The 25,626-nt window shown below is 65.7% G+C and carries 27 protein-coding genes; 9 read left to right on the top strand and 18 right to left on the bottom strand.

The window, feature by feature from the left end:
- Positions 1-8 precede the first annotated feature (8 nt).
- A complete protein-coding gene (locus I6F24_RS13610; RefSeq protein WP_225139351.1) occupies positions 9-1,460 on the top strand; it encodes a glutamate synthase subunit beta in 1,452 nt (483 codons plus the stop codon).
- Positions 1,461-1,643: 183 nt separating this feature from the next.
- Here I6F24_RS13610 and I6F24_RS13615 read toward each other — a convergent pair whose 3' ends face one another.
- Positions 1,644-3,386 (bottom strand): outer membrane beta-barrel protein, encoded by a 1,743-nt coding sequence (locus tag I6F24_RS13615; protein WP_225149304.1) that lies wholly within the window; start codon positions 3,384-3,386, stop codon positions 1,644-1,646.
- A 190-nt stretch (positions 3,387-3,576) separates the two neighbouring features.
- On the opposite strand from I6F24_RS13615, the gene I6F24_RS13620 reads away from it, so the two are divergent.
- Positions 3,577-4,584, top strand: a complete 1,008-nt coding sequence (locus I6F24_RS13620; RefSeq protein WP_036021423.1) for a KpsF/GutQ family sugar-phosphate isomerase — start codon at positions 3,577-3,579, stop codon at positions 4,582-4,584.
- A gap of 158 nt (positions 4,585-4,742) precedes the next feature.
- On the opposite strand, the gene I6F24_RS13625 is transcribed toward I6F24_RS13620, so the two are convergent.
- Entirely contained in the window at positions 4,743-5,300 is a 558-nt protein-coding gene (locus tag I6F24_RS13625) for a carboxymuconolactone decarboxylase family protein (RefSeq protein WP_109142385.1), read from the bottom strand.
- Positions 5,301-5,371: 71 nt separating this feature from the next.
- On the opposite strand from I6F24_RS13625, the gene I6F24_RS13630 reads away from it, so the two are divergent.
- Complete coding sequence (locus I6F24_RS13630; protein WP_035997791.1) at positions 5,372-5,698, top strand: helix-turn-helix domain-containing protein; 327 nt, start codon at positions 5,372-5,374, stop codon at positions 5,696-5,698.
- Between the two features lie 181 nt (positions 5,699-5,879).
- Here the strand turns inward: I6F24_RS13630 and I6F24_RS13635 are convergent, their stop codons facing one another.
- From I6F24_RS13635 to hemH, 4 genes are all read right to left on the bottom strand, one after another.
- A complete protein-coding gene (locus I6F24_RS13635; protein ID WP_225149305.1) occupies positions 5,880-6,323 on the bottom strand; it encodes an NfeD family protein in 444 nt (147 codons plus the stop codon).
- Between the two features lie 25 nt (positions 6,324-6,348).
- The gene (locus tag I6F24_RS13640) at positions 6,349-7,338 is read right to left on the bottom strand and encodes an SPFH domain-containing protein (protein WP_057028214.1); all 990 of its coding nucleotides are present in this window, start codon (positions 7,336-7,338) and stop codon (positions 6,349-6,351) included.
- Positions 7,339-7,681: 343 nt separating this feature from the next.
- Positions 7,682-8,659, bottom strand: a complete 978-nt coding sequence (locus I6F24_RS13645; protein WP_225149306.1) for an ABC transporter substrate-binding protein — start codon at positions 8,657-8,659, stop codon at positions 7,682-7,684.
- Positions 8,660-8,669: 10 nt separating this feature from the next.
- Positions 8,670-9,707 carry a ferrochelatase gene (gene hemH / locus I6F24_RS13650; protein ID WP_225149307.1) on the bottom strand — a complete coding sequence of 346 codons (1,038 nt, stop codon included), beginning with the start codon at positions 9,705-9,707 and terminating at the stop codon, positions 8,670-8,672.
- Positions 9,708-9,790: 83 nt separating this feature from the next.
- Between hemH and I6F24_RS13655 the strand changes: the two genes are divergently transcribed.
- Complete coding sequence (locus I6F24_RS13655) at positions 9,791-10,189, top strand: MAPEG family protein (RefSeq protein ID WP_035997738.1); 399 nt, start codon at positions 9,791-9,793, stop codon at positions 10,187-10,189.
- Between the two features lie 6 nt (positions 10,190-10,195).
- Here the strand turns inward: I6F24_RS13655 and I6F24_RS13660 are convergent, their stop codons facing one another.
- The 4 genes from I6F24_RS13660 to I6F24_RS13675 are packed head-to-tail and all read right to left on the bottom strand — an operon-like array spanning position 10,196 to position 14,473.
- Positions 10,196-10,633 (bottom strand): thioesterase family protein, encoded by a 438-nt coding sequence (locus I6F24_RS13660; RefSeq protein ID WP_035997736.1) that lies wholly within the window; start codon positions 10,631-10,633, stop codon positions 10,196-10,198.
- A gap of 8 nt (positions 10,634-10,641) precedes the next feature.
- Complete coding sequence (locus tag I6F24_RS13665) at positions 10,642-11,757, bottom strand: nickel/cobalt transporter (RefSeq protein WP_225149308.1); 1,116 nt, start codon at positions 11,755-11,757, stop codon at positions 10,642-10,644.
- A complete protein-coding gene (locus I6F24_RS13670) occupies positions 11,754-12,392 on the bottom strand; it encodes a DUF1007 family protein (protein ID WP_036021366.1) in 639 nt (212 codons plus the stop codon). Before I6F24_RS13670 ends, I6F24_RS13665 begins: the two co-directional genes overlap by 4 nt.
- A complete protein-coding gene (locus I6F24_RS13675) occupies positions 12,392-14,473 on the bottom strand; it encodes a M3 family metallopeptidase (protein WP_225149309.1) in 2,082 nt (693 codons plus the stop codon). The genes I6F24_RS13670 and I6F24_RS13675 overlap by 1 nt, the downstream gene beginning before the upstream one ends.
- Before the next feature lie 136 nt (positions 14,474-14,609).
- Between I6F24_RS13675 and I6F24_RS13680 the strand changes: the two genes are divergently transcribed.
- The 5 genes from I6F24_RS13680 (at position 14,610) to I6F24_RS13700 (ending at position 19,440) form a co-directional block, all read left to right on the top strand.
- On the top strand, positions 14,610-14,864 hold the full coding sequence (locus I6F24_RS13680) for a hypothetical protein (protein WP_035997726.1): 255 nt from the start codon (positions 14,610-14,612) through the stop codon (positions 14,862-14,864).
- 673 nt (positions 14,865-15,537) lie between these two features.
- Positions 15,538-16,680 (top strand): type III PLP-dependent enzyme, encoded by a 1,143-nt coding sequence (locus I6F24_RS13685; protein WP_035997723.1) that lies wholly within the window; start codon positions 15,538-15,540, stop codon positions 16,678-16,680.
- 134 nt (positions 16,681-16,814) lie between these two features.
- Positions 16,815-17,402, top strand: coding sequence for an N-acetyltransferase (locus tag I6F24_RS13690; RefSeq protein WP_035997718.1), 588 nt, complete (start codon positions 16,815-16,817; stop codon positions 17,400-17,402).
- Positions 17,403-17,548: 146 nt separating this feature from the next.
- Positions 17,549-17,938, top strand: a complete 390-nt coding sequence (locus I6F24_RS13695) for a RidA family protein (RefSeq protein WP_225149392.1) — start codon at positions 17,549-17,551, stop codon at positions 17,936-17,938.
- A 59-nt stretch (positions 17,939-17,997) separates the two neighbouring features.
- Positions 17,998-19,440, top strand: coding sequence for a homospermidine synthase (locus I6F24_RS13700; protein WP_035997714.1), 1,443 nt, complete (start codon positions 17,998-18,000; stop codon positions 19,438-19,440).
- A gap of 129 nt (positions 19,441-19,569) precedes the next feature.
- On the opposite strand, the gene I6F24_RS13705 is transcribed toward I6F24_RS13700, so the two are convergent.
- The 8 genes from I6F24_RS13705 to I6F24_RS13740 form a co-directional block, all read right to left on the bottom strand.
- Positions 19,570-19,908, bottom strand: a complete 339-nt coding sequence (locus I6F24_RS13705) for a hypothetical protein (protein WP_225139359.1) — start codon at positions 19,906-19,908, stop codon at positions 19,570-19,572.
- A 101-nt stretch (positions 19,909-20,009) separates the two neighbouring features.
- Positions 20,010-20,726 carry an MgtC/SapB family protein gene (locus tag I6F24_RS13710; protein WP_225139360.1) on the bottom strand — a complete coding sequence of 239 codons (717 nt, stop codon included), beginning with the start codon at positions 20,724-20,726 and terminating at the stop codon, positions 20,010-20,012.
- A gap of 30 nt (positions 20,727-20,756) precedes the next feature.
- Entirely contained in the window at positions 20,757-21,776 is a 1,020-nt protein-coding gene (locus I6F24_RS13715; protein ID WP_036021360.1) for a WD-repeat family protein, read from the bottom strand.
- On the bottom strand, positions 21,776-22,825 hold the full coding sequence (locus I6F24_RS13720; protein WP_036036600.1) for a GTP-binding protein: 1,050 nt from the start codon (positions 22,823-22,825) through the stop codon (positions 21,776-21,778). Before I6F24_RS13720 ends, I6F24_RS13715 begins: the two co-directional genes overlap by 1 nt.
- A gap of 56 nt (positions 22,826-22,881) precedes the next feature.
- The gene (locus I6F24_RS13725; RefSeq protein WP_225139461.1) at positions 22,882-23,745 is read right to left on the bottom strand and encodes a metal ABC transporter substrate-binding protein; all 864 of its coding nucleotides are present in this window, start codon (positions 23,743-23,745) and stop codon (positions 22,882-22,884) included.
- Between the two features lie 2 nt (positions 23,746-23,747).
- A complete protein-coding gene (locus tag I6F24_RS13730) occupies positions 23,748-24,617 on the bottom strand; it encodes a metal ABC transporter permease (protein ID WP_225149310.1) in 870 nt (289 codons plus the stop codon).
- A 6-nt stretch (positions 24,618-24,623) separates the two neighbouring features.
- On the bottom strand, positions 24,624-25,379 hold the full coding sequence (locus I6F24_RS13735; RefSeq protein ID WP_225149311.1) for an ABC transporter ATP-binding protein: 756 nt from the start codon (positions 25,377-25,379) through the stop codon (positions 24,624-24,626).
- 2 nt (positions 25,380-25,381) lie between these two features.
- Positions 25,382-25,624, bottom strand: a complete 243-nt coding sequence (locus I6F24_RS13740; protein ID WP_035997699.1) for a hypothetical protein — start codon at positions 25,622-25,624, stop codon at positions 25,382-25,384.
- Positions 25,625-25,626: the final 2 nt, after the last annotated feature.

A 25,626-nucleotide genomic window follows, 5' to 3' on the forward strand; every position in this document is an offset into this window, starting at 1 on the left:
CGGGTTTAATGGGCAAGATCACGGGTTTTCTGGAAATCGAACGGCACGACCGCAAGTACACCCCGGTCGCCGAGCGCGTGAAGCATTACAAGGAATTCGTCGTTCCGCTCTCCGAGAAGGAGGTGCGCGACCAGGCCGCGCGCTGCATGAATTGCGGCATTCCCTATTGCCACGGCACCGGCTCGGTCGCGCCGGGCACGCCGGGCTGTCCGGTCAACAACCAGATTCCCGACTGGAACGACCTCGTCTACCAGGGCAATTGGGAAGAAGCCTCGCGCAACCTGCATTCGACCAACAATTTCCCGGAGTTCACGGGGCGCATTTGCCCGGCGCCGTGCGAGGCGTCCTGCACGCTCAACATCGACGACAACCCCGTCACCATCAAGACCATCGAATGCGCGATCGTCGATCGCGCCTGGGACAATGGCTGGCTCCAGCCGGAAGTCGCGACTGTGAAGACCGGCAAGAAAGTCGCGGTGATCGGCTCGGGTCCGGCCGGCATGGCCTGTGCGCAGCAGCTGGCGCGCGCCGGCCACGACGTCCACCTCTACGAGAAGTACGCCAAGGCCGGCGGCCTGCTGCGCTACGGCATCCCCGACTTCAAGATGGAGAAGGGCGTCATTGACCGCCGCGTGGCGCAGATGGAAGCCGAAGGCGTCACCTTCCACTACAACAGCCATGTCGGCGCTGAGGGCAACGTCGATCCGCGCGAGATGCTCAACGAGTACGACGCCGTGGCGCTGACCGGCGGTGCGGAAGCCCCGCGCGACCTGCCGATCCCCGGCCGCGAGCTCGCCGGCATCCACTACGCCATGGACTTCCTGCCGCAGCAGAACCGCCGCGTCTCCGAGGAGCCGCTCGGCGGCGTCCAGGAAATCCTGGCCGGCGGCAAACATGTCGTCGTCATCGGCGGCGGCGACACCGGTTCGGACTGCATCGGCACCTCGCTGCGCCAGGGCGCGCTGTCGGTGACCCAACTCGAGATCATGCCCGCTCCCCCTGAGCGCGAGAACAAGGGCCTGACCTGGCCGAACTGGCCGCTGAAGATGCGGACCTCCTCGAGCCAGGCCGAAGGCGCGGTGCGCGAATACGCCGTGCTGACCCAGAAGTTCTCGGGCGAGAACGGCCAGGTCAAGAAGCTGCACTGCGTCCGCGTCGACGACAAGTTCAAGCCGATTGCCGGCACCGAGTTCGAGCTCGATGCCGAGCTGGTCCTGCTCGCGATGGGCTTCGTCCATCCCGTGCACGAGGGCCTGCTCAAGCTGCTCGCGGTCGAGCTCGACCCGCGCGGCAACGTCAAGGCCAACACGTTGGACTACCAGACCTCGCGCCCCAACGTGTTCACCGCCGGCGACATGCGGCGTGGGCAATCGCTCGTCGTGTGGGCGATCCGCGAGGGCCGGCTGTGCGCGCGGTCGATCGATACGTTCCTTATGGGGAAGACGGATTTGCCGCGCTGAGATGTCATTCCGGGGCGCGCGAAGCGCGAGCTATGGTGCGCAATTGCGCACCTGAGAATCCATTCATCACCAACCCAGACGCCCGATGGATTCCGGGCTCGCGCCAAGTGGCGCGCCCCGGAATGACAATTGGAGAGAGCCGTGCCTTTCGGCTTCGTCTCGTGCGACGCGCTAACAAGCGCCTCAATTCTGCAGCCTCACCCCGAGCAGCACCACCGTGCCCTGCGAGCTCGAGCCCGGCTGGCTCGAATTCAGGATGTCGTGGCGCAGCGTGCCCTTGACCCAGATGTTGCGGTTGAGCTTGTAGATCAAATTGCTTTCGAACGAGTAGGTCTTGTCGTTGCGGTTCTGGCCCTGGTAGTCGAGCGTGCCGTAGGTGAACTTGCCGACCGCGGTGAGCCAGCGGCGGAAGTCGTGGTCGACTTGGGCGGAGTAAGTGCGCACCAGGACGCCGGATGAGCCGGGGACCGTGGTCTCCGATATCTGCGTGTCGGTGAAGAACTTTACCGTGGTGAGGCCGCTGGCGCTCCAGATCAGCGAGCCCGTGGTCAGAAACCCTGCGAGCTGGCTGAGGCGCGGATCGGTGTAGCTGCGCGCGGAATAGCCGACCGAGATCTCGCCGGTGAGGATGCGCGAGAACTCGAAGGACGAGCCGACCTTGGCATAGCCGCCGTTGGAATCGCGGAAATAGCCGTTGCGGTCGGAAGCCTGGTCGTGGACGCGGGTATCGCCCTGGATCTCGACGAAGGGTTTTAGGCCGGGCTTGAGGTCGTAGGAGAAGCGGCCGACGCCGCCATATTGGTTGAAGTTGCGGTCGTCGTTGCTGAAGGTCGAGCCGTCGGTGAGCTTGGAATCGGTGTAGGCGGTGCGATCGATGGTGGCGCCGGCCGCGACCTGGAAGCGGTTGAAGGTCTGGTCGAAGCCGAGCGTCGTGCCATAGGCGGCGTAGACCGGATATCTCTGCAGGCCGGCCTGCACGTTGGGGCTGCCGGGATTGTCGGTGGCGAGCCGCAGGCGCAGCTGCGAGGTCAGCTTGAAATCGCGGGTGACGTCGAGCCGGCCATCGACATGGCCGTTGAAATCGGGACGGTTGGCCTCGACCGGCGACGGCGAGGCCAAGCCGTTGATCGTCGCCGGCATGTCGTTGGTGTAGCCCGAGAACGAGCCGCGTAGATCGGCGACCAGCGCGTGGCGCTCCCAATCCGACACCACGAGCAGATCGGGCGCGATGACATAGGCGGGCGAACCGACCGGTCTGTTGAGGCGCGTCGGATTGCTGTCGTAGCCGGCGGAGAGCTCGAGCCCGCCCTTGATCAGGAAGCTGCCGGCGTAATCGCCGACCGCACCGAACGGATCCTCGTCGAGCTTGAGACGACGGCGCAGCGGCTGGCCGGGCACGTTGCCCGCCATCGCCGCCGGCACCGGGACCTTGTGCGCCGTCTCGGACGGCGGGGGCGCGATGCGCGGCGGGCCCAGCGTCGTGGCCGGCGTTGCCGGCGGCGGTGGCGAGCCGGGACCGGCGGCGCGCTTCGGCTTCGGCTGGCCCGGATAGAGCTTGGGCTGCTGGCGCTTGCGGTTGAGCGAGTCGTAGCCGGAGCCGCTCGCGCCGGTGGCGGCCGGCAGGCCGTAGGTCGGGACCTGACCGACACGCGAGCTCGCCGGCGCCTGCTGGCGCTGGCGCGGGTCGGCGTTGGGATCAGGCAGTTTCGGCAAGGCATCGGAGGGCGCCTGGGGTACGCCGGCGGTGCGGCGGGTCGGCAGCGTCTCAGGCGAGGCGAAGGCGCCGCGGTTGGGATTGAACAGGTCGGGCGTGAGCCCCTGGGCCGCCGCCGGGCCGCTTGCGAGGGTGGTCAGCGCGAGGCACGGCAAAGAGGCGCGCAGGAAATGCGCGACCTTGCTCCGGCCCCTGCCTGGAGACGACCCCACGATGGAATTACCCCAACGAAATCAAACACTTTCTCGATCATCCCCGCCGGCTGGCGAGAACCATCGTTAATGGAGTTAAAACAATTATGGTTAATGACCGGTTGAGGGCATCCGGCCGCGCGTCGCCTCGCTGATCGGGGCGTGCTAAGCAGGCGCCAATGGGGAACGCCCCTCCTCCCTGGACCCGACCATGCCGAGCTCGAAACCGCTGATGACCCAATCATCCGGCTCCATTCCCGATAGCGTCGAATCCGCGCTCCGCACGCTGGAGACGGAGAGCGGCGGCATCAATGCGCTCGCTAGCGCGCTGCGCGGCCCGCTGGGCGAGCCGTTCGCCAAGGCGGTCGAGCTGATCCGCAATGCCAAGGGCCGCGTCATCGTCACCGGGCTCGGCAAGTCAGGCCATATGGGCCGCAAGATCGCCGCGACGCTGGCCTCGACCGGCACGCCTTCCTTCTTCGTGCACGCCGCCGAAGCCGGTCATGGCGACCTCGGCATGATCACGCCCGACGACGTCATCCTGGCGCTGTCCTGGTCCGGCGAGCAGCCGGAGATGAAGAACCTCGTGAACTATTCGGCGCGCTTTGCGATCCCGATGATCGCGGTGACCTCGAGCGCGTCGTCCTCGCTCGGCCAGGCCGCCGACCTCGTGATCGAGCTGCCCAAGGCGCGCGAGGCCTGCCCGCACAATCTGGCGCCGACCACCTCGACGCTGATGCAGGCCGCGATCGGCGACGCGCTCGCGATCGCGCTGCTGGAGGGACGCGGCTTCACCGCGCTGGAGTTCGCGCATTTCCACCCCGGCGGCAAGCTGGGCGCGATGCTGAAATTCGTCCGCGACTACATGCGCACGGGCGCTGAGATTCCGCTCAAGCCGCTCGGCACCGAGATGTCGGAAGCCGTGGTCGAGATGTCGGCGAAGGGGCTCGGCTGCGTCTGCATCGTCAACGATGCGGGCGAGGCCGTCGGCATCATCACCGACGGCGATCTGCGCCGCCACATGCGGCCCGATCTGCTGACGGTGACCGTCGACGAGATCATGACGAAGCAACCCAAGACCGTGCCGCCCTCGATGCTCGCGACCGAGATGATCGAGGTGCTGAACACCCGCAAGATCACCTCGCTGCTGGTGACGGAAGCGGGCAAGGTGGTCGGGATCGTGCACCTGCACGATCTGCTGCGCGCGGGCGTGGCGTAGGGCGCCCAGCCCGCTTCACCCGTCATTCCGGGGCGCGCCACTTGGCGCGAACCCGGAATCCATTTCACCCCGAGGTCGCTGCCCGATGGATTCCGGGCTCGCGCTTCGCGCGCCCCGGAATGACGGTGAGGATGAGACGCTCCTCGCAATGACGGCCGCTAGAGCGGCGCCGGAAACCGCGCCGCGTTCTCCTCCAGCGGCAAGCGCAGCCCGTTCGCCAGATACGACACCGTGCGATAGAAGCCGCACAGCAGCATGATCTCCAGGATCTGCGCCTCGTCGTAATGCGTCGACAGCGCGGCGAACTCCTCGTCCGCGAGTGTCGCGCGATGATGCAGCGCGTCGACGGCTGCGATCAGCGCCTGCTCGGCCGGCGACCAAAGGGCCGAATTCGTATCACCCAGCACCGTCGCACGCACCTCCTCCGCGGTGAGCTTCGCCGGCCCGGCGAAGATCGCGACATGCACGCCCCATTCGTATTCGCATCCGTTCAGCGCACAGGTGCGGTCGATGACGATCTCACGCTGGCGCAGCGAGAGCGGCCCCGGATCAAGCAGCCCGCCCGCGCGAAACTTGTCCCAGGCGCGGTCATGGCCCGCCATCACCCGGAACAGCACCAGCGGCGGCGCACCGCGCATGATGCGGTCGAACTGCGCCTGGATGTCCAGGGGATAAGGCGGCGAGAGCGGGGCGATGCGCGGTGAGGCCTGGGACATGAGCGATTTCCATTGCTACATTTACCGTAGCACTACGCTACATTATCCGTAGCATGACGCAAGAGGTGACCATGGCGAAACGGGCGACAACAGCAGAACGCCGCGTCCGCGGCTCGCGCACCGGACGGCCGATCATGGCTTTGCTCGACCTGCTCGGCCGGCGCTGGGCCTTGCGGATCTTGTGGGAGTTGCGCGGAGAGCCCCTCACCTCGCGCGCCCTGCGCAGCGCCTGCGACGAGGCCTCGCCCACGGTGCTGCAGGCCCGGCTGACCGAGCTGCGCGAGGCGGGCTTCGTGGAGCTGGGCGACGGCGGAGGTTACGGACTGACACCGCTGGGCCGGGAATTGTGCGAGACCTTCATGCCACTGCACAGGTTTGCGGAGCGATGGAGAAGGTGAGCATCACTCGTTGCCACGCGCTGGTGTTCCTTCTCCCCTTGTGGGAGAAGGTGGCGCGAAGCGCCGGATGAGGGGTCTCTCTCCACGAACTCAGCTTAGCTATCGCGGAGAGACACCCCTCACCCGTCTCGCCGCTTTGCGGCGAGCCACCCTCTCCCGCAAGGGGAGAGGGGAAAAGTCCTCACGCCGCGGCGACCGTCAGGTTGGCGCCGTCGACCTGTACCACCTTCACCCGCGTGCCGGCCGGCGTATCGGGCCCAGCCACGCGCCATACCGTGTCGCCGATGCGCACGGTGCCGGTGCCGTCGATGATCGGCTTCTCCAGCGTGAACTCGCGGCCGAGCAGGGCTTCGCTGCGCTTGTTGAGGAACGGACTGGCGCTGGCGTCCGGCTTCGGCTTGGCGAGGCGGCGCCAGACCGGCACGGCAGCGGCGGCAAAGATCGCGAACATCACGAGCTGGACCTGCCAGGAGATCGCCGCCGCGAACGAGATCAGGCCGACCAGCAGCGCAGCGAGCCCGAGCCAGAACAGGAAGATGCCGGGCGCCAGCACCTCCAACGCCATCAGGATGAAGCCGAGGATCAGCCAGTTCCAGTTGCCGAGCGATACGAACATGTCGGTCATGACACGACCTCTGTGAATAGTCCCGTTACTGCTGCGGCACGAACGGCGGTGTCGGGCCCGACGACGGTACCGAGCCGCCGCGGCGGGCCGCGGCCACCGCGCTCTCCCCGAACGTGGCCTTCGCAATTTCGCCGATGCCGGCGAGCGAGCCCAGCATGCTCATCGCTTCGACCGGAAGCATGATGACCTTCTGGTTCGGCGAGTCGGCCAGTTGCCCGAATGCCTTGATATACTTGTCGGCGATAAAATAGTTTAGCGCAGCGACATCGCCCTTGGCGATGGCCTCGCTGACCATTTGCGTGGCCTTGGCCTCGGCTTCCGCCGACCGCTCGCGCGCCTCGGCATCGCGGAAGGCGGCCTCGCGGCGGCCTTCCGCCTGGAGGATCTGGCCCTGCTTGGCGCCCTCGGCGCGCAGGATCTCGGACTGGCGTTGGCCTTCGGCCGCGAGAATGTCGGCGCGCTTGACCCGCTCGGCCTTCATCTGCCGCCCCATGGCTTCGACCAGGTCGGCGGGCGGCACGATGTCCTTGATCTCGATGCGGTTGACCTTGACGCCCCAGGGCGAGACCGCGGCGTCGACCACGCGGAGCAGGCGCTCGTTGATTTCGTCGCGGTGCGACAGCACCTGGTCGAGGTCCATCGAGCCCATCACCGAGCGGATGTTGGTCATGGTCAGCACCGTGATCCCCTGGTTCAGGTTGGCGACCTCGTAGCTCGCCTTGGCGGCATCGAACACCTGATAGAAGGCGACGCCGTCCACCGTCACCGTGGCGTTGTCCTTGGTGATCACCTCCTGCTCGGGAATGTCGATCACCTGCTCCATCATGTTGATCTTGCGCCCGACGCGATCGAAATAGGGCACGATCAAATTGAGCCCGGGGCTCAGCGTCTGGGTGTATTTGCCGAACCGCTCGATGGTCCAGTCATAGCCCTGCGGCACCGTCTTCACGCCGGCGACCAGCGTGACGATGACGAGCAAAACCAGAACAATCGCGAAAATGTCGAAGCCGCTCATATCTCCTCCAAGCCGGGACAAGACGTCAGGAAAAAGCCCTTTCCGGCGCTGTCATTGGTCGGGATCACGATCCTACCGGTTCAGCGGTCGCAATTCACGTCGGTATCGGAGCAATTCCACACAAGACACACAGCAAGAGAACGGTCGCGATATGTATTTGCGACAGGCTCTTGAAAGCGCGCGGGCGCAGGCCTAAAGCGCGATGCGATCAGGATGAATCGTCATCGCACTTTAGGTTATTGTTTGAGCATGATCTTTTCGGAAAACCGCTTCACACTTTTCCGGATCATGCTCTAGCAGCGGAAATTAGCGAATTCGGGCGAGGCGTCCGTCACGGACGGGTTCATTCGATCACGTCATTCGCAATTGCAAGCAGGCCCGGGGAAAGCGTGATGCCGAGCGCTCTCGCCGCCTTCAGGTTGATCACCAGCTCGAACTTGGTGGGATTCTGCACCGGCAGGTCGGCCGGCCGTGCGCCCTTCAGGATCCGATCGATATAGTCCGCGGCGCGGCGAAGCTGCTCGACGCTGTCGGTGCTGTAGGACATCAGCCCACCCTCATCGACGAACGTCCGGCTCCAGAATACCGCGGGTACACGCGCCTGTGCGATCGCCGAGAGCAGTTGCGCGCGGTTGGCCATGGTGAAGAAGTCCGGCAGGACCAGGATGGCGCCGTCTTGCCTGGAAGCCAGCGCCCCGATCGAGACGGCGTCATGGACGGGCGCGGGCTCGACCGTCAGGCGCAGCGTCCGTGCGGCGTCCTCGATGGCGCGCAACATCAGTGGCGCGAACGGCGCGGTGGCGGGATTGAAGACGACCGCAGCGCGGGACACCTTCGGCGTGACCTGCGTCAGCATCTCCAGCCATTTGCCGGCGAGCGGACCGTCGTAATCGGTAAAGCCGGTGAGGTTGCCGCCGGGATGCGCGAGGTTTTCGACAAAACCCTGGCTGACGGGATCGGTGACGACGGCGAACACGATCGGGATCGTCGTGGTGCGCCGGCGCAGCTCTTCGACCGAGGGTGTGCCGACCGCAAGCAGGATGTCGGGCTTGAGCGCGATCAGCTCGTCGGCGAACTGCGCGATGCGGGCGCGCTCGCCGCCGCCGTTGCGCCAATCGATCTTGAGATTGTCGCGCTCCTTCCAGCCTTGGCCGGCGAGCGCTTCGACCAGGGCCATGCTGCGCGTCTGGCCGATCGCATCATCAGCAGCCGTGACCGAGAGCACGCCGAGCCGCCGTGTCGCGTTCGGCTGCTGCGCCAGGGCCGGGGCCGGCAGCGCCGCGAGCATCCCAAGAAGCGCCAGGCACCGGCGGCGGTTCATGGGATGCCCATCAGATCCAGCCCTGGAGCTCGCGCAGCACCAGGGTGCGGATCACGTTCATGCCCGGTCCGCTGTCGTTGAGGCAGGGGATCGCGGAAAACTGCTCGCCGCCATTGTGCTTGAAGATCTCCGCGTTCTCCTGCGCGATCTCCTCCAGCGTCTCCAGGCAGTCGGCGGAAAAGCCCGGCGTCACCACTGCGATGCGGCGCACGCCCTCTTTGGCAAGCCGCTCCATGGTCTTGTCGGTATAGGGCTGCAGCCACTCGTCGTTGCCGAAGCGCGACTGGAAGGTCAGCAGCAGCTTGGTCTCGTCCATGCCGAGCCGGCGGCGCAGCGCCTCGGTCGTCGCGATGCAGTGCTGCTGATAGGGATCGCCCTTGTCGACATAGGCTTTCGGCATGCCGTGGAAGGATGCCACGATCAGCTCCGGCTTGAAGGACAGCGTCGCCAGATGGCCCTCGATCGAGGCGGCGAGCGCCTCGATATAGGCTTTGTCGTCATAGTAGGGCGGCGTCACCCGCAGAGTCGGCTGGTTCCGCAGCTGCGCGAGCACGCGGAAGATTTCGTCGCAGACGGTCGCCGAGGTCGAGGCCGAATATTGCGGATAGAGCGGCACGGCCAGGATACGCTCGCAGCCCTTCGCGATCAGCGCGTCGATGCCCGACTTGATCGACGGATTGCCGTAGCGCATCGCCCAATCCACGACGACGTTGTCGCGGTCCGACAAGGCGGCCGCGAGCTTGTCGCTTTGCGAGCGCGTGATGGTTTTCAGCGGCGACTCGTTCCGCTCATTGTTCCAGATCTTCTGGTAGTCGAGCGCCTTGGTGCGCGGACGGCTGCGCAGAATGATCCCGTTCAGCACCAGTTTCCAGATCAGGCCCTGGTCCTCGATGACGCGGGCGTCGCTGAGGAACTCCTTGAGGTAGATCCGCACGCCCGAAGCATCGGCCGTATCGGGCGTTCCGAGATTGATCAGGAGCACGCCGACGCGCGGTAGGGCGGATCGGGTGGCCGGTTTCGCGGTCTCGAGGGGGAGGACGCTGTTCATGACTGGTTGGGTCGCGCGTTGGTCCGAACTTGTCAAGATGAGCCGGGGTTCGCTAGGGTCGCACCCAAGCGGGGGGAGGCAGGATGACACTCGCGGAATGGTGCGTCTTCGGGGCGCTGCTGCTCTATCTGTCGACGATCGTCACGGTCAAATGGATCAGGTTTCGCCGCTTCGACAATTCCCGGCCGCGCGACCCCGCCTTCTATGAGGACGCCCTGTCGCAACGCGCGCTCGGCGCGCACCAGAACGGCATCGAGACGTTTCCGTTCTTTGCGTTCGCGGTGCTGCTCGCCGAATACAGGGAAGCGCCGCAGCGGCTGATCGACGAGCTCGCGGCGCTGTTCCTGATCGTGCGGATTGCCTATGTGCTGACGTATCTCGGCAACCGCCCGACGCTGCGCTCGATCCTCTGGAGCATCGGCTTTGCGATCAATCTCGGCATCTTCTTCATGCCGGCATTGAAGCGGTTTCTGCCGGTGTGAGCGGCTTCACGCCGAAAGATGGCGTTCTCGCGTCGCGATCAGTGCCCGCATTGATGCCGGGATCGTGACCGGACGATGGGTGTTCTGGTCCGTGTAGACCCAGACGATCTCGCCGGTTACCAGCGCCTCAGTGCCGCCCTTCCGGAAGATGGCGAGCTCGAACAGGAGGCTCGAATTGCCGATCCGCGCCACGCGCGCGCCGACGTCGAGCTCCCAGTCGAACCTAACAGGCGCCTTGTACTCGATCAGCGATTTGACGACGTGGAAATCGATGCCGCTCGCCTTTGCATCCGCATATTGGTCGAAGCCGAGCGCGCGGAAATATTCGGTGATGGTAGTGTCGAAATAGGTCAAATAATGCGCGTTGAAGACGACGCCCTGGCCGTCGATCTCGGAATAGCGCACCCGGAACGGATGGAAGAACCAGAAGTGTTCGCGCGACATCTATCGCCTCAAAAACACGTGGTCCGTTCGGCGGCAATGTAGCCGAACAGGAGGCCGACGCCGAACAGCAGGACCAGACTCGCGGCGCCGAACTCGATGCCGCGCATAAACAGCGCGCCACCGCCGTCGCGTCCGGCGCTGAGGCGGGCGGCAATGTCCTTGGCGGAGACGGCAACGACAGCAATGGCCGCCACCGTGATCGCGGTGCCCAACCCCATCAGGAAGGTCGCGGCGATCCCTGCCCAGAACAGGCCCTGCGCCAGCGCGAACACCAGGACCAGGATTGCGCCCGAGCAGGGGCGGATGCCGACGGTCAGGATCGCAGCGAAGCCGCGCCGCCAGCCGCCGGGGCCGGCGAGTTCGCTTGGCGTGGGTCCGTGGGAATGGCCGCAATGCTCGTCGTGGACGTGGTCGTGCCCGTGGTGATGGTGAGCGTGGCCGTGGCCATGGTGTTGATCATGGCCGTGATCGTGGTGATGATGATCATGCGCATCATGATGGTGGTGATCATGGTCGTGCGGCACGCCCGCCATCGCCGGCACCGGCTGGATGGCCTGAAATGCGCGGATGAAGGTGCGGCCCTTGACCCAGACCAGGCGCAGGCCGAACAGCGCGATCAGGGCGTAGCTCGCAATCTCGATCACGCCTTCCGCCTTGCACATCGTCTTGGCCGTCGCATTCAGCAGCCAGGCCGAGATGCCGACGATGAGGATCGCGACCAGCGACTGCATCAGGGCCGAGGCAAAGGACAGCGCGATGCCGCGCCGCGCCGTCTCGCGGTTGGCGACCAGATAGGAGGCGATCACCGCCTTGCCGTGGCCGGGACCGGCGGCGTGGAAGATGCCGTAGGCGAACGAGATGAACAGCAGCGTCCACACCGCCGAGCCATCGGACTTCGCGGCGCGGATCGTCGCCGACATCTGGCGATAGAATTCCGACTGCTTGGCGAGCAGCCAGCCGATGAGGCCGCTTGCTTCAGGCTGGGCCGCCTGCGCCGGTCGCGGCGCACCGAACGGGTTTTGCGCGAGAAGATCATGAAGGGCGGCATCAGTCACGGCCACGACCAGCAGCACAGCGGCAGTGGCGAGCAGCCCACGCGCAAGCGAAGAGAGTTGCGGCTTCAAGGGCAATCCACCGTGATCTTGTTGGCGAACATCATGCCGAAATTCGAGTTCTCACCGTTCAGGAAGGTCTGCTCGTTCAGCTTCTGCGCGCTCGCGGTGCCGTCGTTCGGCCGCTCCAGCTTCATCTGGCACCCCGCGGGCGCACCGACCAGCTTGACCGGACTGTCCTTGGCCATCTGGAAGTCGATGAAGAAGGAGCGGTCGAACACTTCGAGCACCAGCTGCCTGGGCTTGACCGGATTCTTCAGCGGCAAGGTGAAGTGCAGGGTCAGCACCGTGTCCTTGTAGTCGAGGAAATAGTCGACCGGCTCCTGGAACCGCTCCTTCTTCCCGTCGGCCTTGGCGAAGGTGAAGTAGGCGTATTCCTTCAAGGACTCGACGTTGGTCTGCGCCAGGGGCTTCAGCTCCTCGCTTGTGTATGCGCCCTTGGTCTTGCTCTCGAGCCCCTGCACCGCATAGGCCGAGAACATGTCGTCGAAGGTCCAGGCGTGGCGCACGCCGGTGACGCTGCCGTCGGCAGCATAGAGCAATTCGCTGGTGGCGGTGATCCAGACATGCGGATGTGCATTCGCTGCCCCGGCCGCGAGCGTCATCGCGGCGGCGAGCAGGTATCCGAACAGGGCGCGCATGCTCATCAGGCTGCCCTGGCGTCTTCGAGCAGGCCGCGGCGGCGGAGCAGCGCATCCGGCTCCGGCGGGCGGCCGCGGAACGCCTCGTAGGCGGCTTCCGGATCGACCGATCCGCCCGACGAATAGATGTCGTCGTGCAGGCGCTTGGCCACGGCGGGATCGAAGATGTCGCCGGCCTCCTCGAACGCGCCGAAGGCGTCGGCGTCCATCACCTCCGACCACATGTAGCTGTAATAGCCGGCGGCGTAATGGTCGCCGGTGAAGATGTGGCCGAACTGCGTCGGCCGGTGACGCAGCGCGATCTCCTCGGGCATGCCGATCTTCTCCAGCTCGCGTTTCTCGAAGGCGCGGACATCCTGCGCGGCGGCGGCCGGCTGGGTGTGGAATTCCAGGTCGACCAGCGCCGAGGAGACGAACTCGACCGTGGCAAAGCCCTGGTTGAATTTTCGCGCGGCGAGGAAGCGTTGCAGCAGGTCGTCCGGCAGCGGCTCGCCGGTCTGGTAGTGGCGGGCGAACTTCTGCAGCACCTCGGGCCGCTCCTGCCAGTGCTCGTAGAGCTGTGACGGCAGCTCGACGAAGTCGGTGAACACGGAGGTGCCCGACAGCGAGGGATAGGTCACGTTGGAGAGCATGCCGTGCAGGCCGTGGCCGAACTCGTGGAACAGGGTGCGGGCATCGTCGGGCGACAGCAGCGACGGCTCGCCGCCGGCGCCCTTGGCGAAATTGCAGATGTTGAGAACCAGCGGCGCGACGTCGCCGTCGAGCTTCTGCTGGTCGCGCAGCGAGGTCATCCAGGCGCCGGAGCGCTTGGACGGCCGGGCGAAGTAGTCGCCATAGAACAGCGCCTTGTGCTTCCCATCCGGCCCCTTCATCTCCCAGACCCGGACGTCGGGGTGCCAGACCGGAACGTCCCTGCGCTCCTCGAAGGTGACGCCGAACAGGCGCGTGGCGCAGTCGAAGGCGGCGGCGATCATGTTGTCGAGACCGAGATACGGCTTGATCGCGGAATCGTCGAAATTGGCGCGCTGCAGACGCAGCTTCTCGGCGTAGAAGCGCCAGTCCCAAGGGGCGAGCTTGAAATTGCCGCCCTCCTCCGTGATCAGCGCCTGCATCTCGTCGCGGTCGGCAAGCGCGCGGGCGCGGGCCGGCTTCCAGACCCGCTCCAACAGGCCGCGCACCGCGTCCGGCGTCTTGGCCATGGAGTCCTCGAGCCGGTAGGCGGCGTAGGTCGGATAGCCCAGGAGCCCGGCGCTCTCCTCGCGCAGCTTCAGGATCTCGACAATGGTCGCATTGTTGTCATTGGCGTTGCCGTTGTCGCCGCGCGCGATGAAGGCCTTGTAGACCTTCTCGCGGAGGTCACGCCGGGCGGAGCTCTTCAGGAACGTTTCGACCGAGGAGCGCGACAGCGTGACGATGGCCTTGCCTGCCATGCCGCGCTCTTCCGCCGCAGCCTTGGCGCTGGCGACGAAGCTCTCCGGCAGGCCCTGGCGGTCGGACTCCCCGAGCTCCAGGAACCAGTCCTGCTCGTCGCCGAGCAGATGGTGGCTGAAGCCGGTGCCGAGCTGGGCCAGCCGCTCGTTGATCTCGGCCATCCGCACCTTGGCTTCTTCGGAGAGGCCGGCGCCGGCGCGGTGGAAGCGGGTGTAGGTGCGCTCCAAGAGGCGGAGCTGCTCGGGCGTGAGACCGAGACCCGCGCGGTTCTCGTGCAGATGGGCGATGCGGCCGAACAGCACGGCGTTCATCATGATCGGATTCCAGTGCCGCGCCATCCGCAAGGAGACCTCCTTGTCGATCTCCAGGATGGCCGGGTTGGAATGCGCCGAGACGAGGTCGTAGAAGACCGCCGCGACCTTGCTCAGGAGCTTGCCCGAGCGCTCCAGCGCCGTGATGGTATTGGCGAAGTCGGGCGCCGCGGGATCGTTGGTGATCGCCGCGATCTCGGCGGCGTGGTCGGCGAAGGCCTGCTCGAAGGCCGGCAGGAAATGCTCCGGCTTGATCTCGTCGAAGGGCGGGGTCGCGAACGGCGTCACCCAGGCCTTCAGCAGCGGATTGGTCTCGGCGTCCGTAGTTTGGCGGGTTTCTGACATCGCAAGTCCCGGATTTCGTGGCTCGATTGTTGCGGCCAGCTATAGCACGCGTGGGGCTTTTTTGGGCCGTTTGCCCTTGCCCCCGGCCGCCTTTTCGGGGAGATTGCGGCCCTCGAAGCCAGGATCCCCTGAAGCCATGAACGCGCCTTCCTCATCGTCCCGCCAGATCGTCTGGTCCAGCGTCATCACCGTCATCAGCGCCGCCATCCTGATCGGCGCCGAGGTGTTCGGCGCGGCCTTTGCCGGTGGCTGGGCGCTCGCGATCCTGTTCGGGCTCGGCGACCAGGGCGCCCATATCCTGCAGGCCGTGCTGTTCGCACTCGGCGTGCTCGTGATGACCGCCTTCATCCGCGGCGCTCAGCGCATCGAGCCCTTCACCAAGCGCGGCTGACGCGTCTCGCGCGTGGGCAGCACGCGCTGCGCGGCGAAAACTTAACGCGCGTTCATCTTCCGCGTCGCTCGCGCAAAGGTGCGCAAGCAGATGTTAGGCAATCCTGTCCGCAGCCTAAAAAAATTCTTGCGAACCAGAGTCAAAACGCTTATGTGCGGACTTGCCCAATTTCGCACGTGCCTGTGGTCGTGTGTCAGTCGGTAGGTATCCGGACAAGAGGCCGGACAGCCGCCAAGGGGTGAAGAAGCCGAGGGGCTCTTCGGAAGTGCGGAAGTCGAGACTGAAACGTCGAGCGACCGAAGCAAACCCGGAGCGCCCAGCATCTCTCTCAAAGAGATGCCATGTCGAAGGTGACTTCGCTCTTTGCAACCGTGACTGGCAGCCGGAGGCGAACCGGCGCACCCCGCTCTCAACGGGGGACGCGACTTAAAGCAACGACGGATCGGGCTTTTTTGGTCTCTACCGGCAGTCCAACGCCGGCGCGGGCTACTGAAAAGGCTTGTCCTTCATTGCCAGGTGAGCGGGCGGGAAACTCTCCCAACCAATCCACGGCAGCACAGTCTGGTTTGAGTTTTTTGGCCCCAGCGCGCCTCCATCGCGCGATGCGGCCGAAGCACTCTCATCAGACGTCACGTTGATACGGCTCCCGTCGCTGGGACCGTTGGAGAGTGCCATGACCGAACGTATCCAGGAATTCCTGCGCAACCGCCGCAACGAAGGCCTCGACACCGAGCCGTGCCTCGTCGTCGACCTCGAGGTCGTGCGCGACAATTACCAGAGCTTCGCCAAGGCGCTGCCCGACAGCCGCGTGTTCTATGCCGTCAAGGCGAACCCGGCGCCGGAAGTGCTGGCCTTGCTGGCGTCCATGGGCTCCTGCTTCGACACCGCCACGGTCGCCGAGATCGAGATGGCGCTGGCTGCGGGTGCGACGCCCGACCGCATCTCCTTCGGCAACACGATCAAGAAGGAGCGCGACATCGCTCGCGCCTTCGCGCTCGGCATTCGCCTGTTCGCGGTCGATTGCGCCGCCGAGGTCGAGAAGATCGCCCGCGCCGCTCCCGGTGCGAAGGTGTTCTGCCGCATCCTCTATGACTGCGCCGGCGCCGAGTGGCCGCTGTCGCGCAAGTTCGGCTGCGACCCGGAGATGGCGGTCGAGGTGCTCGACCTCGCCAAGCGCCTGGGCCTGGAGCCGTGCGGCATCTCCTTCCATGTCGGCTCGCAGCAGCGCAAGGTGAAGGCGTGGGACCGTGCACTGGCGATGGCCTCGCAGGTGTTCCGCGACTGCGCCGAGCGCGGCATCAACCTGTCCATGGTCAACATGGGCGGCGGCTTCCCGACCAAGTACCTGAAGGACGTGCCGCCGGTCGTCACCTACGGCCGCTCGATCTTCCGCGCGCTGCGCAAGCACTTCGGCAACCAGATTCCGGAGACCATCATCGAGCCGGGCCGCGGCATGGTGGGTAACGCCGGCATCATCGAATCCGAGGTCGTGCTCATCTCGAAGAAGAGCGATGAGGACGAGGTGCGCTGGGTGTACCTGGACATCGGCAAGTTCGGCGGTCTCGCCGAGACCATGGACGAGTCGATTCGCTACGCCATCCGCACCCGTCACGACGGCGCGGACATGACCCCGTGCGTGCTCGCAGGTCCGACCTGCGACAGCGCCGATGTGCTGTACGAGAAGACCCCGTATCCGCTTCCGGTGACGCTCGAGATCGGCGACAAGGTGCTGATCGAAGGCACCGGGGCTTATACGTCGACCTACTCGTCGGTGGCGTTCAACGGCATTCCGCCGCTGCGGACGTACCACATCTGATCCGCCTCTCTTTTCCAGAGGCCTGACGAACCCGGGAGCCGGTCCGCCGGCTCCTCATCCAACATCTCGATTTCTGACGACGTCTTGGACAGGCGTGCTGTGCGCACGCCGGTTCAAGCGGGGACTGACGTGCCATGACTGCTCCTCGGAAGCCGCAAGTTGCCCTCACCTCGAAAGCCGCTCCGTTCGTGATCCGTGCGGAACGTGCTGGAGACGTCGCGACGCGTGAAGCGCTGCTCGATGCTTGCTTTGGCGAGAACCGCCATGGCCGCACCTGCCAGCGCCTGCGCGACGGACGCGCGCCCGCTGCAGGCCTTGCCCTGTCGGCGATGCGCGAGGGCAAGCTCGTGGGAACCGTGCGGCTGTGGCATGTCAGCGCCGGAGGCAGGCCCGCTCTGGTCCTCGGACCGCTGGCGGTCGACCCTGCCTGCCGCGAGCTCGGGATCGGCGCCGCGCTGATGCAACAAGCGCTGGCTGCCGCCCGGGCGCGCGGGCATGGCGCCGTGATCCTGCTCGGCGATGCCCCCTATTACGCCCGCTTCGGCTTCACAGCCGAGAAGACCGCCGAGCTGTCGCTGCCCGGCCCGTTCGAGCGCAACCGCCTGCTGGCGATCGAGTTCACTGATGGCGCGCTCGATGGCGCCGCCGGGATGATCGTCCCGACCGGCGCGGCCCTGCCCAAACGGAGGTCGGTTCGCGCGCCTGAGGCGCACGCGGCCTGAGGGATCGCTCGTGTAGCGACGACCGCAGCCGCATTGAGCGGCAACGCCCTGCCGCGCCTGCGCGAGGCCCGTTCCTTTGGGGTTGCGCAGGCGCCGGAAACGCCCTTTAACCCCGCGAAATACCCCTTCAGTCGAGGCCCATGACCATGTCCCGTCGCCTGATCTCCACCGGCTCCCCGCTCGAGAAGTCCGTCGGCTACAGCCGTGCCGTGATCGACGGCGAGTTCGCCTTCGTCGCGGGAACCACCGGCTATGACTACACCACGATGACGATGCCATCAGATGTCACGAGCCAGTCACGCAACTGCTTCAAGACCATCGCAGCCGCCCTGCAGGAGGGCGGATTCGAGATGGCCGATATCGTCCGTGCGACCTATTACGTGACGGACGCCAGCTATATCGATGCCCACTTCGCCGTCTGCGGCGAGGTCCTCGGCGACACCAGGCCGGCGGCGACCTTGCTGGTCGTCTCTGGTCTGGCGAGGCCCGAGATGAAGGTCGAGATCGAAGTCACCGCCAAGCGCCGCAGCATCTGACAAGCGCCGCAGCGCCTGATCCATCCCTCACTGCCAGCACGTTCCGGAGAACCCATCCCATGAGCCCTCCCTCGCAGATCTACGCGAAGATCACCGGCCCCATCGTCATGGTCGGCTTCGGCTCCATCGGCAAAGGCACGCTGCCCCTGATCGAGCGGCATCTCGACTACGACAAGTCGCGCATCACCGTGCTCGATCCCAAGGACGAGGGCCGCAAGGCGCTTTGCGAGAAGCACAATGTCCGCTTCATCCAGAAAGGGCTGACCAAGGACAATTACCGCGAGGTGCTGACCCCGCTGCTCACCGAGGGCGGCGGCCAGGGGTTCTGCGTCAATCTGTCGGTCGATACCGGCTCGACCGACATCATGGAGCTCTGCAACGAGCTCGGCGCGCTCTACATCGACACCGTCAACGAGCCCTGGCTTGGCTTCTATTTCGATTCCTCGAAGGGTCCGGAAGCGCGCTCCAATTACGCGCTGCGCGAAACGACGCTGGCCGCCAAGAAGGCGCGCCCCGCCGGCTCGACCACAGCCATCTCCTGCTGCGGCGCCAATCCCGGCATGGTCTCCTTCTTCGTCAAGCAGGCGCTGCTCAATGTCGCGGCCGATCTGAAGCTCAATGCGCCCAGGCCGAAGACCAAGGGCGAATGGGCGGATTTGATGCGGCAGGCCGGCATCAAGGGCATCCACATCGCCGAGCGCGACACCCAGCGTTCGAAGAAGCCGAAGGAGCCGGACGTCTTCGTCAACACCTGGTCGGTGGAAGGCTTCCTGTCGGAAGGCATGCAGCCATCCGAGCTCGGCTGGGGCACCCACGAGAAATGGATGCCCGAGAATGCGCACACCCATGAAGCCGGCTGCGGCGCTGCCATCTATCTGATGCAGCCCGGCGCCAACACGCGCGTGCGCACCTGGTGCCCGACCCGCGGCGCCCAGTATGGCTTCCTCGTCACCCACAACGAGTCGATCTCGATCGCCGATTACTTCACCGTGCGCGATGCGTCGGGCAAGGCGATTTACCGGCCGACCTGCCACTATGCCTACCATCCGGCCGACGATGCCGTGCTGTCGCTGCATGAAATGTTCGGCCGCGCCGGGAAGATGCAGGAGAAGCACCACATCCTCGACGAGAACGAGATCGTCGACGGCATCGACGAGCTCGGCGTGCTGCTGTTCGGCCATGACAAGAACGCCTATTGGTTCGGCTCGCAGCTCTCCATCGAAGAGACCCGCGAGCTCGCACCCTACCAGAACGCCACCGGCCTGCAGGTGACCTCCGCCGTGCTCGGCGGCATGGTCTGGGCGCTGGAGAACCCGAACGAAGGCATCGTCGAGGCCGACGAGATGGATTTCGAGCGCCTGCTCGAAATTCAGCTGCCCTATCTCGGCCCGGTGAAGGGTTTTTATACCGACTGGACGCCGCTGACGGATCGTCCGGGACTGTTCCCGGAGGACATCGACACCAGCGATCCCTGGCAGTTCCGGAATATTCTGGTGCGGTGAGGCGGGCTCTCTCCGCCCGTATTCCGGGGCGCGCCACTTGGCGCGAGCCCGGAATCCATCGGGCGGCAGACTCTGGCGCAATTGCGCACTGTAGTTCGCGCTTCGCGCGCCCCGGAATGACCGGAAAAACTACTTCTTCTCCATCGGCGGCGCGATCTTCTCGGCCGGGGCCGGCGGCAGCGCCGGTTTGGCCGCACCAGCCGCGCCCTGAGTCTGCGGCTCCGGCCGTGCGGGCTCGGGGGCCGGCGTCGTCGGCCGATCGCCGCCGGGCTTCGCCTCCGCGGGCACCTTGCTCTGTTCGTCGGACGGGGTGCCCTGGAGCGGGGGCGTCGCCTGCGCCAGCTGCATGCGGCTTTCGGCGCGGATTTGCGCCAGGGACATCACCGACACCGCAACGCCTGCTGCGAACAGCGCACCGGCGATTGTCAGGTTGAGCTTCAGTGTACGTTTGTCATCTCGGCCGGGCATGTCGATCACCGCCTTTGTTCGCGGAATCAACGAAACTGGGGCGCGCCGGTTCCGGAACCTGAAAACGCGCGGAACCCACCCGCACGCGCCAAAACGCCGCGCTACTCCGTCGTGCTGACTTCCCAGGTTGCATGCCGCACGCCCGGCAGATGCTGCAGATCGGTCGCGACCGCGTTCAGATCGTTCGGGTCGACCGCAGTCGCAACCAGCTTGGCGGCGATCTCCAGAATGCCCTCGCTGATCTCGGCGACTTCGATATCGGCCACGGCATATTTCGCCGCTTCGAGCTTGTCGACGAGGCGGTCGCGCATGTCGGGCAAGGCGTCGGCCGCAACCGCGAGCTTGAAATAGTAGGTCGCCTCCAGCGCCTTCTCGTTCAGCGGGATGCGGTTGATGGCGTTGACCAGCGGGCGCAGCATGGTGTTGCCGGCGATGACGAACACGGTCAGCGCGGCCGCCTGTGCGATCATGTCGGCGCCGGCACAGGAGCCGACCGCGGCCGAGGCCCACAGGGTCGCCGCGGTGTTGAGCCCGCGCACGTCCATGCCCTGCTTCATGATGACGCCGGCCCCCAGGAAACCGATGCCGGAGACGACATAGGCGATCACCCGGACCGCGCCGTCGGCGCCGTCCAGCTGCATGGCGAGATCGACGAAGGCGGCAGCGCCCACCGCGACCAGCACGTTGGTGCGCAGCCCCGCGGTGCGCTGACGGTATTGCCGTTCGGCGCCGATCAAGGTGCCCAGCACGAAAGCCGTGATCAGACTGACCAGGGTGTCGCCAAAGTCGGCAAGCTGGAAGGTCGTCAGAAATCGCATGGTTCCCTATACGGCGGGAACCATGACAGATTAAAGCTCGAGCAGACCGCCGTCCCCATTTTCGTCGGCAAAGGCCAGCAGCGTGCCTTTGGCGTTCCAGGCGATCGCGGCCACCGGCGGCGTGCCATTGCGGCGGACCAGGATCTCCGCGCCATCCTCCAGACGGACCATCAGCACGGTGCCATCGCTGTAACCGGCGGCGAGGATGTCGTTCTTGGGATGACAGGCGACCGCGGAGACGCGCGCCTGCAGCGGCGCGAGCATCGCGGGCTCCTTGCCCATCGGACCGTCCTTGCTGCCGAACGGCCAGATGATCACCGTGTCGGCGCCCGACGTCGCCAGCCCCTTGCCGCCGGCGCTCCACGACATCGAGCGGACGCGGCCGGGATAGCCGGTCATGCGCATGTGCCTGTTGTCGGCGAGCCGCCAGCCGTGCAGCGCCGGCTCGTGCATGGCGGTGACCAGGAATTTGTTGTCGGGGCTGAAGGTGACCGCGTGATGCGAGCCGGCCCAGGGCAGGAATTCGGCCGATCCCGCCATGTTCGGAAACCACAGCGTCACGCCGTTGTAATGCGCGATTGCGAGCCGCAGGCCCTTCGGCGCGAAGGCAAGGCCGCCGACGGTCGAGGGCACGTCGATCGACTTCTCCTCGGCCTTGCCGCTCTTGACGGTCGCGGTCTTGCCGGCCGACCAGGCGAACGCGCCGTCGGCGTGCAGCGCCACCGCGTCGATCCAGCGCCGCTTGGGATCGGTGGCGAGCAGCGTCACCTCGCCCTTGGCATCGATCGAGACGACCTTGCCGTCGTCGCCGCCCATGACGAGGCGCTTGCCGTCGGAGGCGGTCGAGAGAATGCCGCCGCTATGCACGGCAACCGTGGTGATCTCGCAATTGGCATCGACGAATGCGACGTTCTCCTCGCCGCCGACGAAGGCGGCGCGATCCTTCAGGAAATGCACCGAGGTCACGGCCATGCCGAGCGCAATCGGCTGGACGCGGTCGGTGACGGAAACGATCGAAGCGGACTCGGGCGCTGGCGTAAACTCTTTCATCACGAGACGATGCAGCTCTCGAAACCCTTGCGGATCGCCTCTTCGGGCAATTCGCGGCCGATGAAGACGAGGCGGCTCTCGCGCGGCTCGCCCTCCTTCCACTTCCGCTGGTGGTTGCCCTCCAGCATCATGTGGACGCCCTGGAAGACGTAGCGATCGTCGTCGTCGTGGAAGGCGAGGATGCCCTTGGAGCGCAGGATCTTGCCGCCCTCGACCTGCACCAGGTTCTGCAGCCAGGGCATGAACACGTTGGGATCTAGCGGCTTGTCGGTCTTGAGCGAGAGCGATTGCATCTCCTCGTCGTGATAGTGCTTCAGGCCGTGGCCGTGATCATGGTGATGGTGATCGTGGCCGTGATGGTGGTGATGATCATGATCGTGGTCATGATCGTCGGCCTCCAGGAAGTCAGGCTCGATGTCGAGGATGCGGTCGAGGTCGAATGCGCCGCGGTCGAGCACGTCGGCCAGCGCCACCGCGCAGCGCTCGGTGCGATGCAGCTTCGCATAGGGATTGATGCCGCGAATGCGGGCCTCGACCTCGGCGAGCTCGCCCTTGTTGACGAGGTCGGTCTTGTTCAGAACGATGACGTCGGCAAAGGCGATCTGGTTCTTGGCCTCGGGTGCGTCCTTGAGCCGGTCGGACAGCCATTTGGCGTCGGCGACCGTCACGACCGCATCGAGCCGGGCGTTCTTCTGCACGTCCTCATCGACGAAGAAAGTCTGCGCGACGGGGGCGGGATCGGCAAGACCGGTGGTCTCGACGATGATGGCGTCGAACTTGCCCTTGCGCTTCATCAGGCCGTCCATGATGCGGACGAGGTCGCCTCGTACGGTGCAGCAGATGCAGCCGTTGTTCATCTCGAACACTTCCTCATCGGCGCCGATGATGAGGTCGTTGTCGATGCCGATCTCGCCGAATTCGTTGACGATGACGGCGTATTTCTTGCCGTGGTTCTCCGACAGGATGCGGTTGAGCAGCGTGGTCTTGCCGGCGCCGAGATAGCCGGTCAGCACGGTCACGGGAATCTTCTGGGAGGTCGCGTCAGACATAACAACTCCGGACTTCAAGGCTTTTTCGCGCGACGCGAGGCGGGGTGGCCCCTGCCCTAATGGTCAAGCGCGCTGGTCAGGGCCTTTATATTGTGCCTGACCATGTCAATGTAAGTGGGTGCAGGGCCCTTTTCGCCGGTCAAACCGTCCGAAACCAGGATGCCACCGACCTTGGCGCCGGTCTCGGCGGCGATCCGCCGGATCAGGCGATCGTCGCTGATATTTTCAAGGAACACGGCCGGGATCCTCGCGGCCTTGATCTGGCCGATGATGGCGGCGATATCTCGCGCGCTCGGCTCGGTCTCCGTGGAGACGCCCCGGGGGGCGATGAACCGGATACCGTATTCGCTGGAGAAATAGCCGAAGGCGTCATGGGTGGAGATCACCTTGCGCCGCTCCGGTGGGATTTTTGCGACAGCGTCGCGGACCTCGCGGTCCAGTGTTTCGAGCTTTTCCAGATAGGCCTTGGCCTGGGCGCGGAAGAACTCTGCATCGTCAGGAGCGGCCGTGGCGAGCGCGCTCGCAATGTCGGTGACGTAGATCTTGGCGTTCGGGATGGATTGCCAAGCGTGGGGATCAGCGGCCGAACCCAATTTCAACGGCGCGATGCCGGCGCTTGCGGTGATCACCTTGGCCTTGCTGCCCGCGGATTGCACGAGGCGCGGCAGCCAGCCCTCCAGCCCGAGCCCGTTGACGATGACGAGCTTCGCCGCCGCGACCCGCTTGGCATCGGCAGGGGCCGGCGTATAGACGTGGACGTCGCTGTCGGGCCCGACCAGCGTCGTCAGGTTGACGCGGTCACCACCGACATTGCGGACGAAATCGCCGAGGATCGAGAAGCTCGCGACGACGTTGAGCCGCTCCGCGGCCCGCAGCGGCGAGGCGATCAGCAACAGTGCAAAGACCAGGATGAGCCGCATCGTCATGCTTCCAGATGCCGGCCGGGAAACAGCTGCCGGACGATGCCGCCGACGCGGCCGAACAGGATGGAGACGATGTAGAGCACCGTCGCTACCAGAATGATCGCGGGACCCGAGGGCACGCGGGTCTGGAATGAGAGCACGAGGCCGGCATAGCCGGAGACCCCGGCAGCAATGACGGCGATGCAGATCATCGCGGTGAGATCGCGCGACCAGAACCTTGCGATGCCCGCAGGCAGGATCATCAGCCCCACCGCCAGCAGCGTGCCCAGCGCCTGAAAGCCGTTGACGAGGTTGATGACGACCAGCGCGAGGAAGGCGAGATGGGCGGGGCCACCGGCGCGGCTCACGGTGCGCAGGAACAGGGGATCGACGCTCTCGATCACCAGCGGGCGGTAGATCACCGCGAGCACCAGCAGCGTCACCGAGGCGTTGAAGGCGACCACCAGCAGGGTCTGATCGTCCATTGCGAGGATGTTGCCGAACAGCACGTGCAGGAGATCGATGTTGGTGCCCTTGATCGAGACGATGGTGACGCCGAGCGCAAGCGAAGCGAGATAGAAGGTCGCGAGCGAGGCGTCCTCCTTCAGCCCGGTCGAGCGTGCGACCACGCCAGCGAGGATCGCGACGGCAAAGCCGGCGACCAGGCCGCCGGCCGTCATCGCGAACAGATTGAGGCCGGAGAGCAGGAAACCAACCGCCGCGCCAGGCAGGATCGCGTGCGCCATGGCGTCGCCGACGAGGCTCATCCGGCGCAGCATCAGGAACACGCCGATCGGCGCCCCCGCCAGCGCCAATGCAATCACCGCGGCGAGCGCGCGCCGCATGAACTCGAATTCGGTGAACGGACCGATCAGCGCGTCATAGAGCATCGGATATCAGGCCGCCCGCGAGCTGATATCATCGGCCGCGCAGGCCGCGGCGCTGTCGTCGAAGGCCTCGCACATCCGCATCGCGACCAGCAGATTTTCCGGCGTCAGCACCTCCGCCGTCGGACCCCACGCGACCGGGCCGCGCGCCAGCACCAGCGTTTCGGTGAAATGATTGCGCACCATCTCCATGTCGTGCAGCGCGGCGAGCACGGTGCGACCCTCGCCATGCCAGCGCCTCACCAGCGCGAGCAGATCGGCGGTGGTCTTGCTGTCGATGGCGTTGAACGGCTCGTCGAGCACGATCAGGCTGGCATCCTGGAGCAGCACACGGGCGAACAGCACGCGCTGCATCTGACCGCCGGAGAGCGTGCCGATCGGGCGGTTCTCGAAACCGCTGAGGCCAACGGCTCCGATTGCCCGGAGAATCTTGTCGCGCGCGGCCTTGCCGATGCCGCCGAACAGGCCTGTGCCACGCCACAGCCCGGTGCCGACGAAATCGAACACCGAAATCGGGAAGCTGCGGTCGATCTCCGCACTTTGCGGCAGATAAGCGATGTCGCGGGCATCGAGCCCGCCGAGATGGATCGTGCCGTCGAGCGGCTTGAGGATGCCGACGATGCCGCGCAACAGCGTCGACTTGCCGGCCCCGTTGGGGCCGATCACCGCGACCAGCGCGCCCGCGGCCACCTCGCCGCTGAGATGATGCACGGCGGGGTGCCGATCATAGCCGAGCGTGACGTTGTGAAAGTGCAACGCTGCCATCGTCACCTCATCGCCAGCAAGACGATGCCCCACAGCACGGCACAGACCGCGAGCGCGGCCGCGAGACGGCCCGCCATGGTCATGCGCAGGATCGACCAAGGCGCGGTCTGGGCCGGATGCGGCGAGGTCGCATCGTGGACATGGGCGTGGGCGTGATCGTGCCCGTGCGAATGTCCATGGCCGTGACCATGGGAATGGCCATGAGCATGGTCGTGCTGGTGGGCGTGGGACGCGGCGGGAGCCATTT

It is taken from the genome of Bradyrhizobium sp. BRP23 (assembly GCF_020194135.1).
GTDB classification, from domain to species: domain Bacteria; phylum Pseudomonadota; class Alphaproteobacteria; order Rhizobiales; family Xanthobacteraceae; genus Bradyrhizobium; species Bradyrhizobium yuanmingense.

Coding starts and splice junctions, on each gene's coding strand:
- I6F24_RS13610 (WP_225139351.1), top strand. CDS start 9: ATGGGCAAGATCACGGGTTTTCTGGAAATCGAACGGCACGACCGCAAG.
- I6F24_RS13620 (WP_036021423.1), top strand. CDS start 3,577: ATGCCGAGCTCGAAACCGCTGATGACCCAATCATCCGGCTCCATTCCC.
- I6F24_RS13625 (WP_109142385.1), bottom strand. CDS start 5,300: ATGTCCCAGGCCTCACCGCGCATCGCCCCGCTCTCGCCGCCTTATCCC.
- I6F24_RS13630 (WP_035997791.1), top strand. CDS start 5,372: ATGGCGAAACGGGCGACAACAGCAGAACGCCGCGTCCGCGGCTCGCGC.
- I6F24_RS13635 (WP_225149305.1), bottom strand. CDS start 6,323: ATGACCGACATGTTCGTATCGCTCGGCAACTGGAACTGGCTGATCCTC.
- I6F24_RS13640 (WP_057028214.1), bottom strand. CDS start 7,338: ATGAGCGGCTTCGACATTTTCGCGATTGTTCTGGTTTTGCTCGTCATC.
- I6F24_RS13645 (WP_225149306.1), bottom strand. CDS start 8,659: ATGAACCGCCGCCGGTGCCTGGCGCTTCTTGGGATGCTCGCGGCGCTG.
- hemH (WP_225149307.1), bottom strand. CDS start 9,707: ATGAACAGCGTCCTCCCCCTCGAGACCGCGAAACCGGCCACCCGATCC.
- I6F24_RS13655 (WP_035997738.1), top strand. CDS start 9,791: ATGACACTCGCGGAATGGTGCGTCTTCGGGGCGCTGCTGCTCTATCTG.
- I6F24_RS13660 (WP_035997736.1), bottom strand. CDS start 10,633: ATGTCGCGCGAACACTTCTGGTTCTTCCATCCGTTCCGGGTGCGCTAT.
- I6F24_RS13670 (WP_036021366.1), bottom strand. CDS start 12,392: ATGAGCATGCGCGCCCTGTTCGGATACCTGCTCGCCGCCGCGATGACG.
- I6F24_RS13675 (WP_225149309.1), bottom strand. CDS start 14,473: ATGTCAGAAACCCGCCAAACTACGGACGCCGAGACCAATCCGCTGCTG.
- I6F24_RS13680 (WP_035997726.1), top strand. CDS start 14,610: ATGAACGCGCCTTCCTCATCGTCCCGCCAGATCGTCTGGTCCAGCGTC.
- I6F24_RS13685 (WP_035997723.1), top strand. CDS start 15,538: ATGACCGAACGTATCCAGGAATTCCTGCGCAACCGCCGCAACGAAGGC.
- I6F24_RS13690 (WP_035997718.1), top strand. CDS start 16,815: ATGACTGCTCCTCGGAAGCCGCAAGTTGCCCTCACCTCGAAAGCCGCT.
- I6F24_RS13695 (WP_225149392.1), top strand. CDS start 17,549: ATGTCCCGTCGCCTGATCTCCACCGGCTCCCCGCTCGAGAAGTCCGTC.
- I6F24_RS13700 (WP_035997714.1), top strand. CDS start 17,998: ATGAGCCCTCCCTCGCAGATCTACGCGAAGATCACCGGCCCCATCGTC.
- I6F24_RS13705 (WP_225139359.1), bottom strand. CDS start 19,908: ATGCCCGGCCGAGATGACAAACGTACACTGAAGCTCAACCTGACAATC.
- I6F24_RS13710 (WP_225139360.1), bottom strand. CDS start 20,726: ATGCGATTTCTGACGACCTTCCAGCTTGCCGACTTTGGCGACACCCTG.
- I6F24_RS13715 (WP_036021360.1), bottom strand. CDS start 21,776: ATGAAAGAGTTTACGCCAGCGCCCGAGTCCGCTTCGATCGTTTCCGTC.
- I6F24_RS13720 (WP_036036600.1), bottom strand. CDS start 22,825: ATGTCTGACGCGACCTCCCAGAAGATTCCCGTGACCGTGCTGACCGGC.
- I6F24_RS13725 (WP_225139461.1), bottom strand. CDS start 23,745: ATGCGGCTCATCCTGGTCTTTGCACTGTTGCTGATCGCCTCGCCGCTG.
- I6F24_RS13730 (WP_225149310.1), bottom strand. CDS start 24,617: ATGCTCTATGACGCGCTGATCGGTCCGTTCACCGAATTCGAGTTCATG.
- I6F24_RS13735 (WP_225149311.1), bottom strand. CDS start 25,379: ATGGCAGCGTTGCACTTTCACAACGTCACGCTCGGCTATGATCGGCAC.
- I6F24_RS13740 (WP_035997699.1), bottom strand. CDS start 25,624: ATGGCTCCCGCCGCGTCCCACGCCCACCAGCACGACCATGCTCATGGC.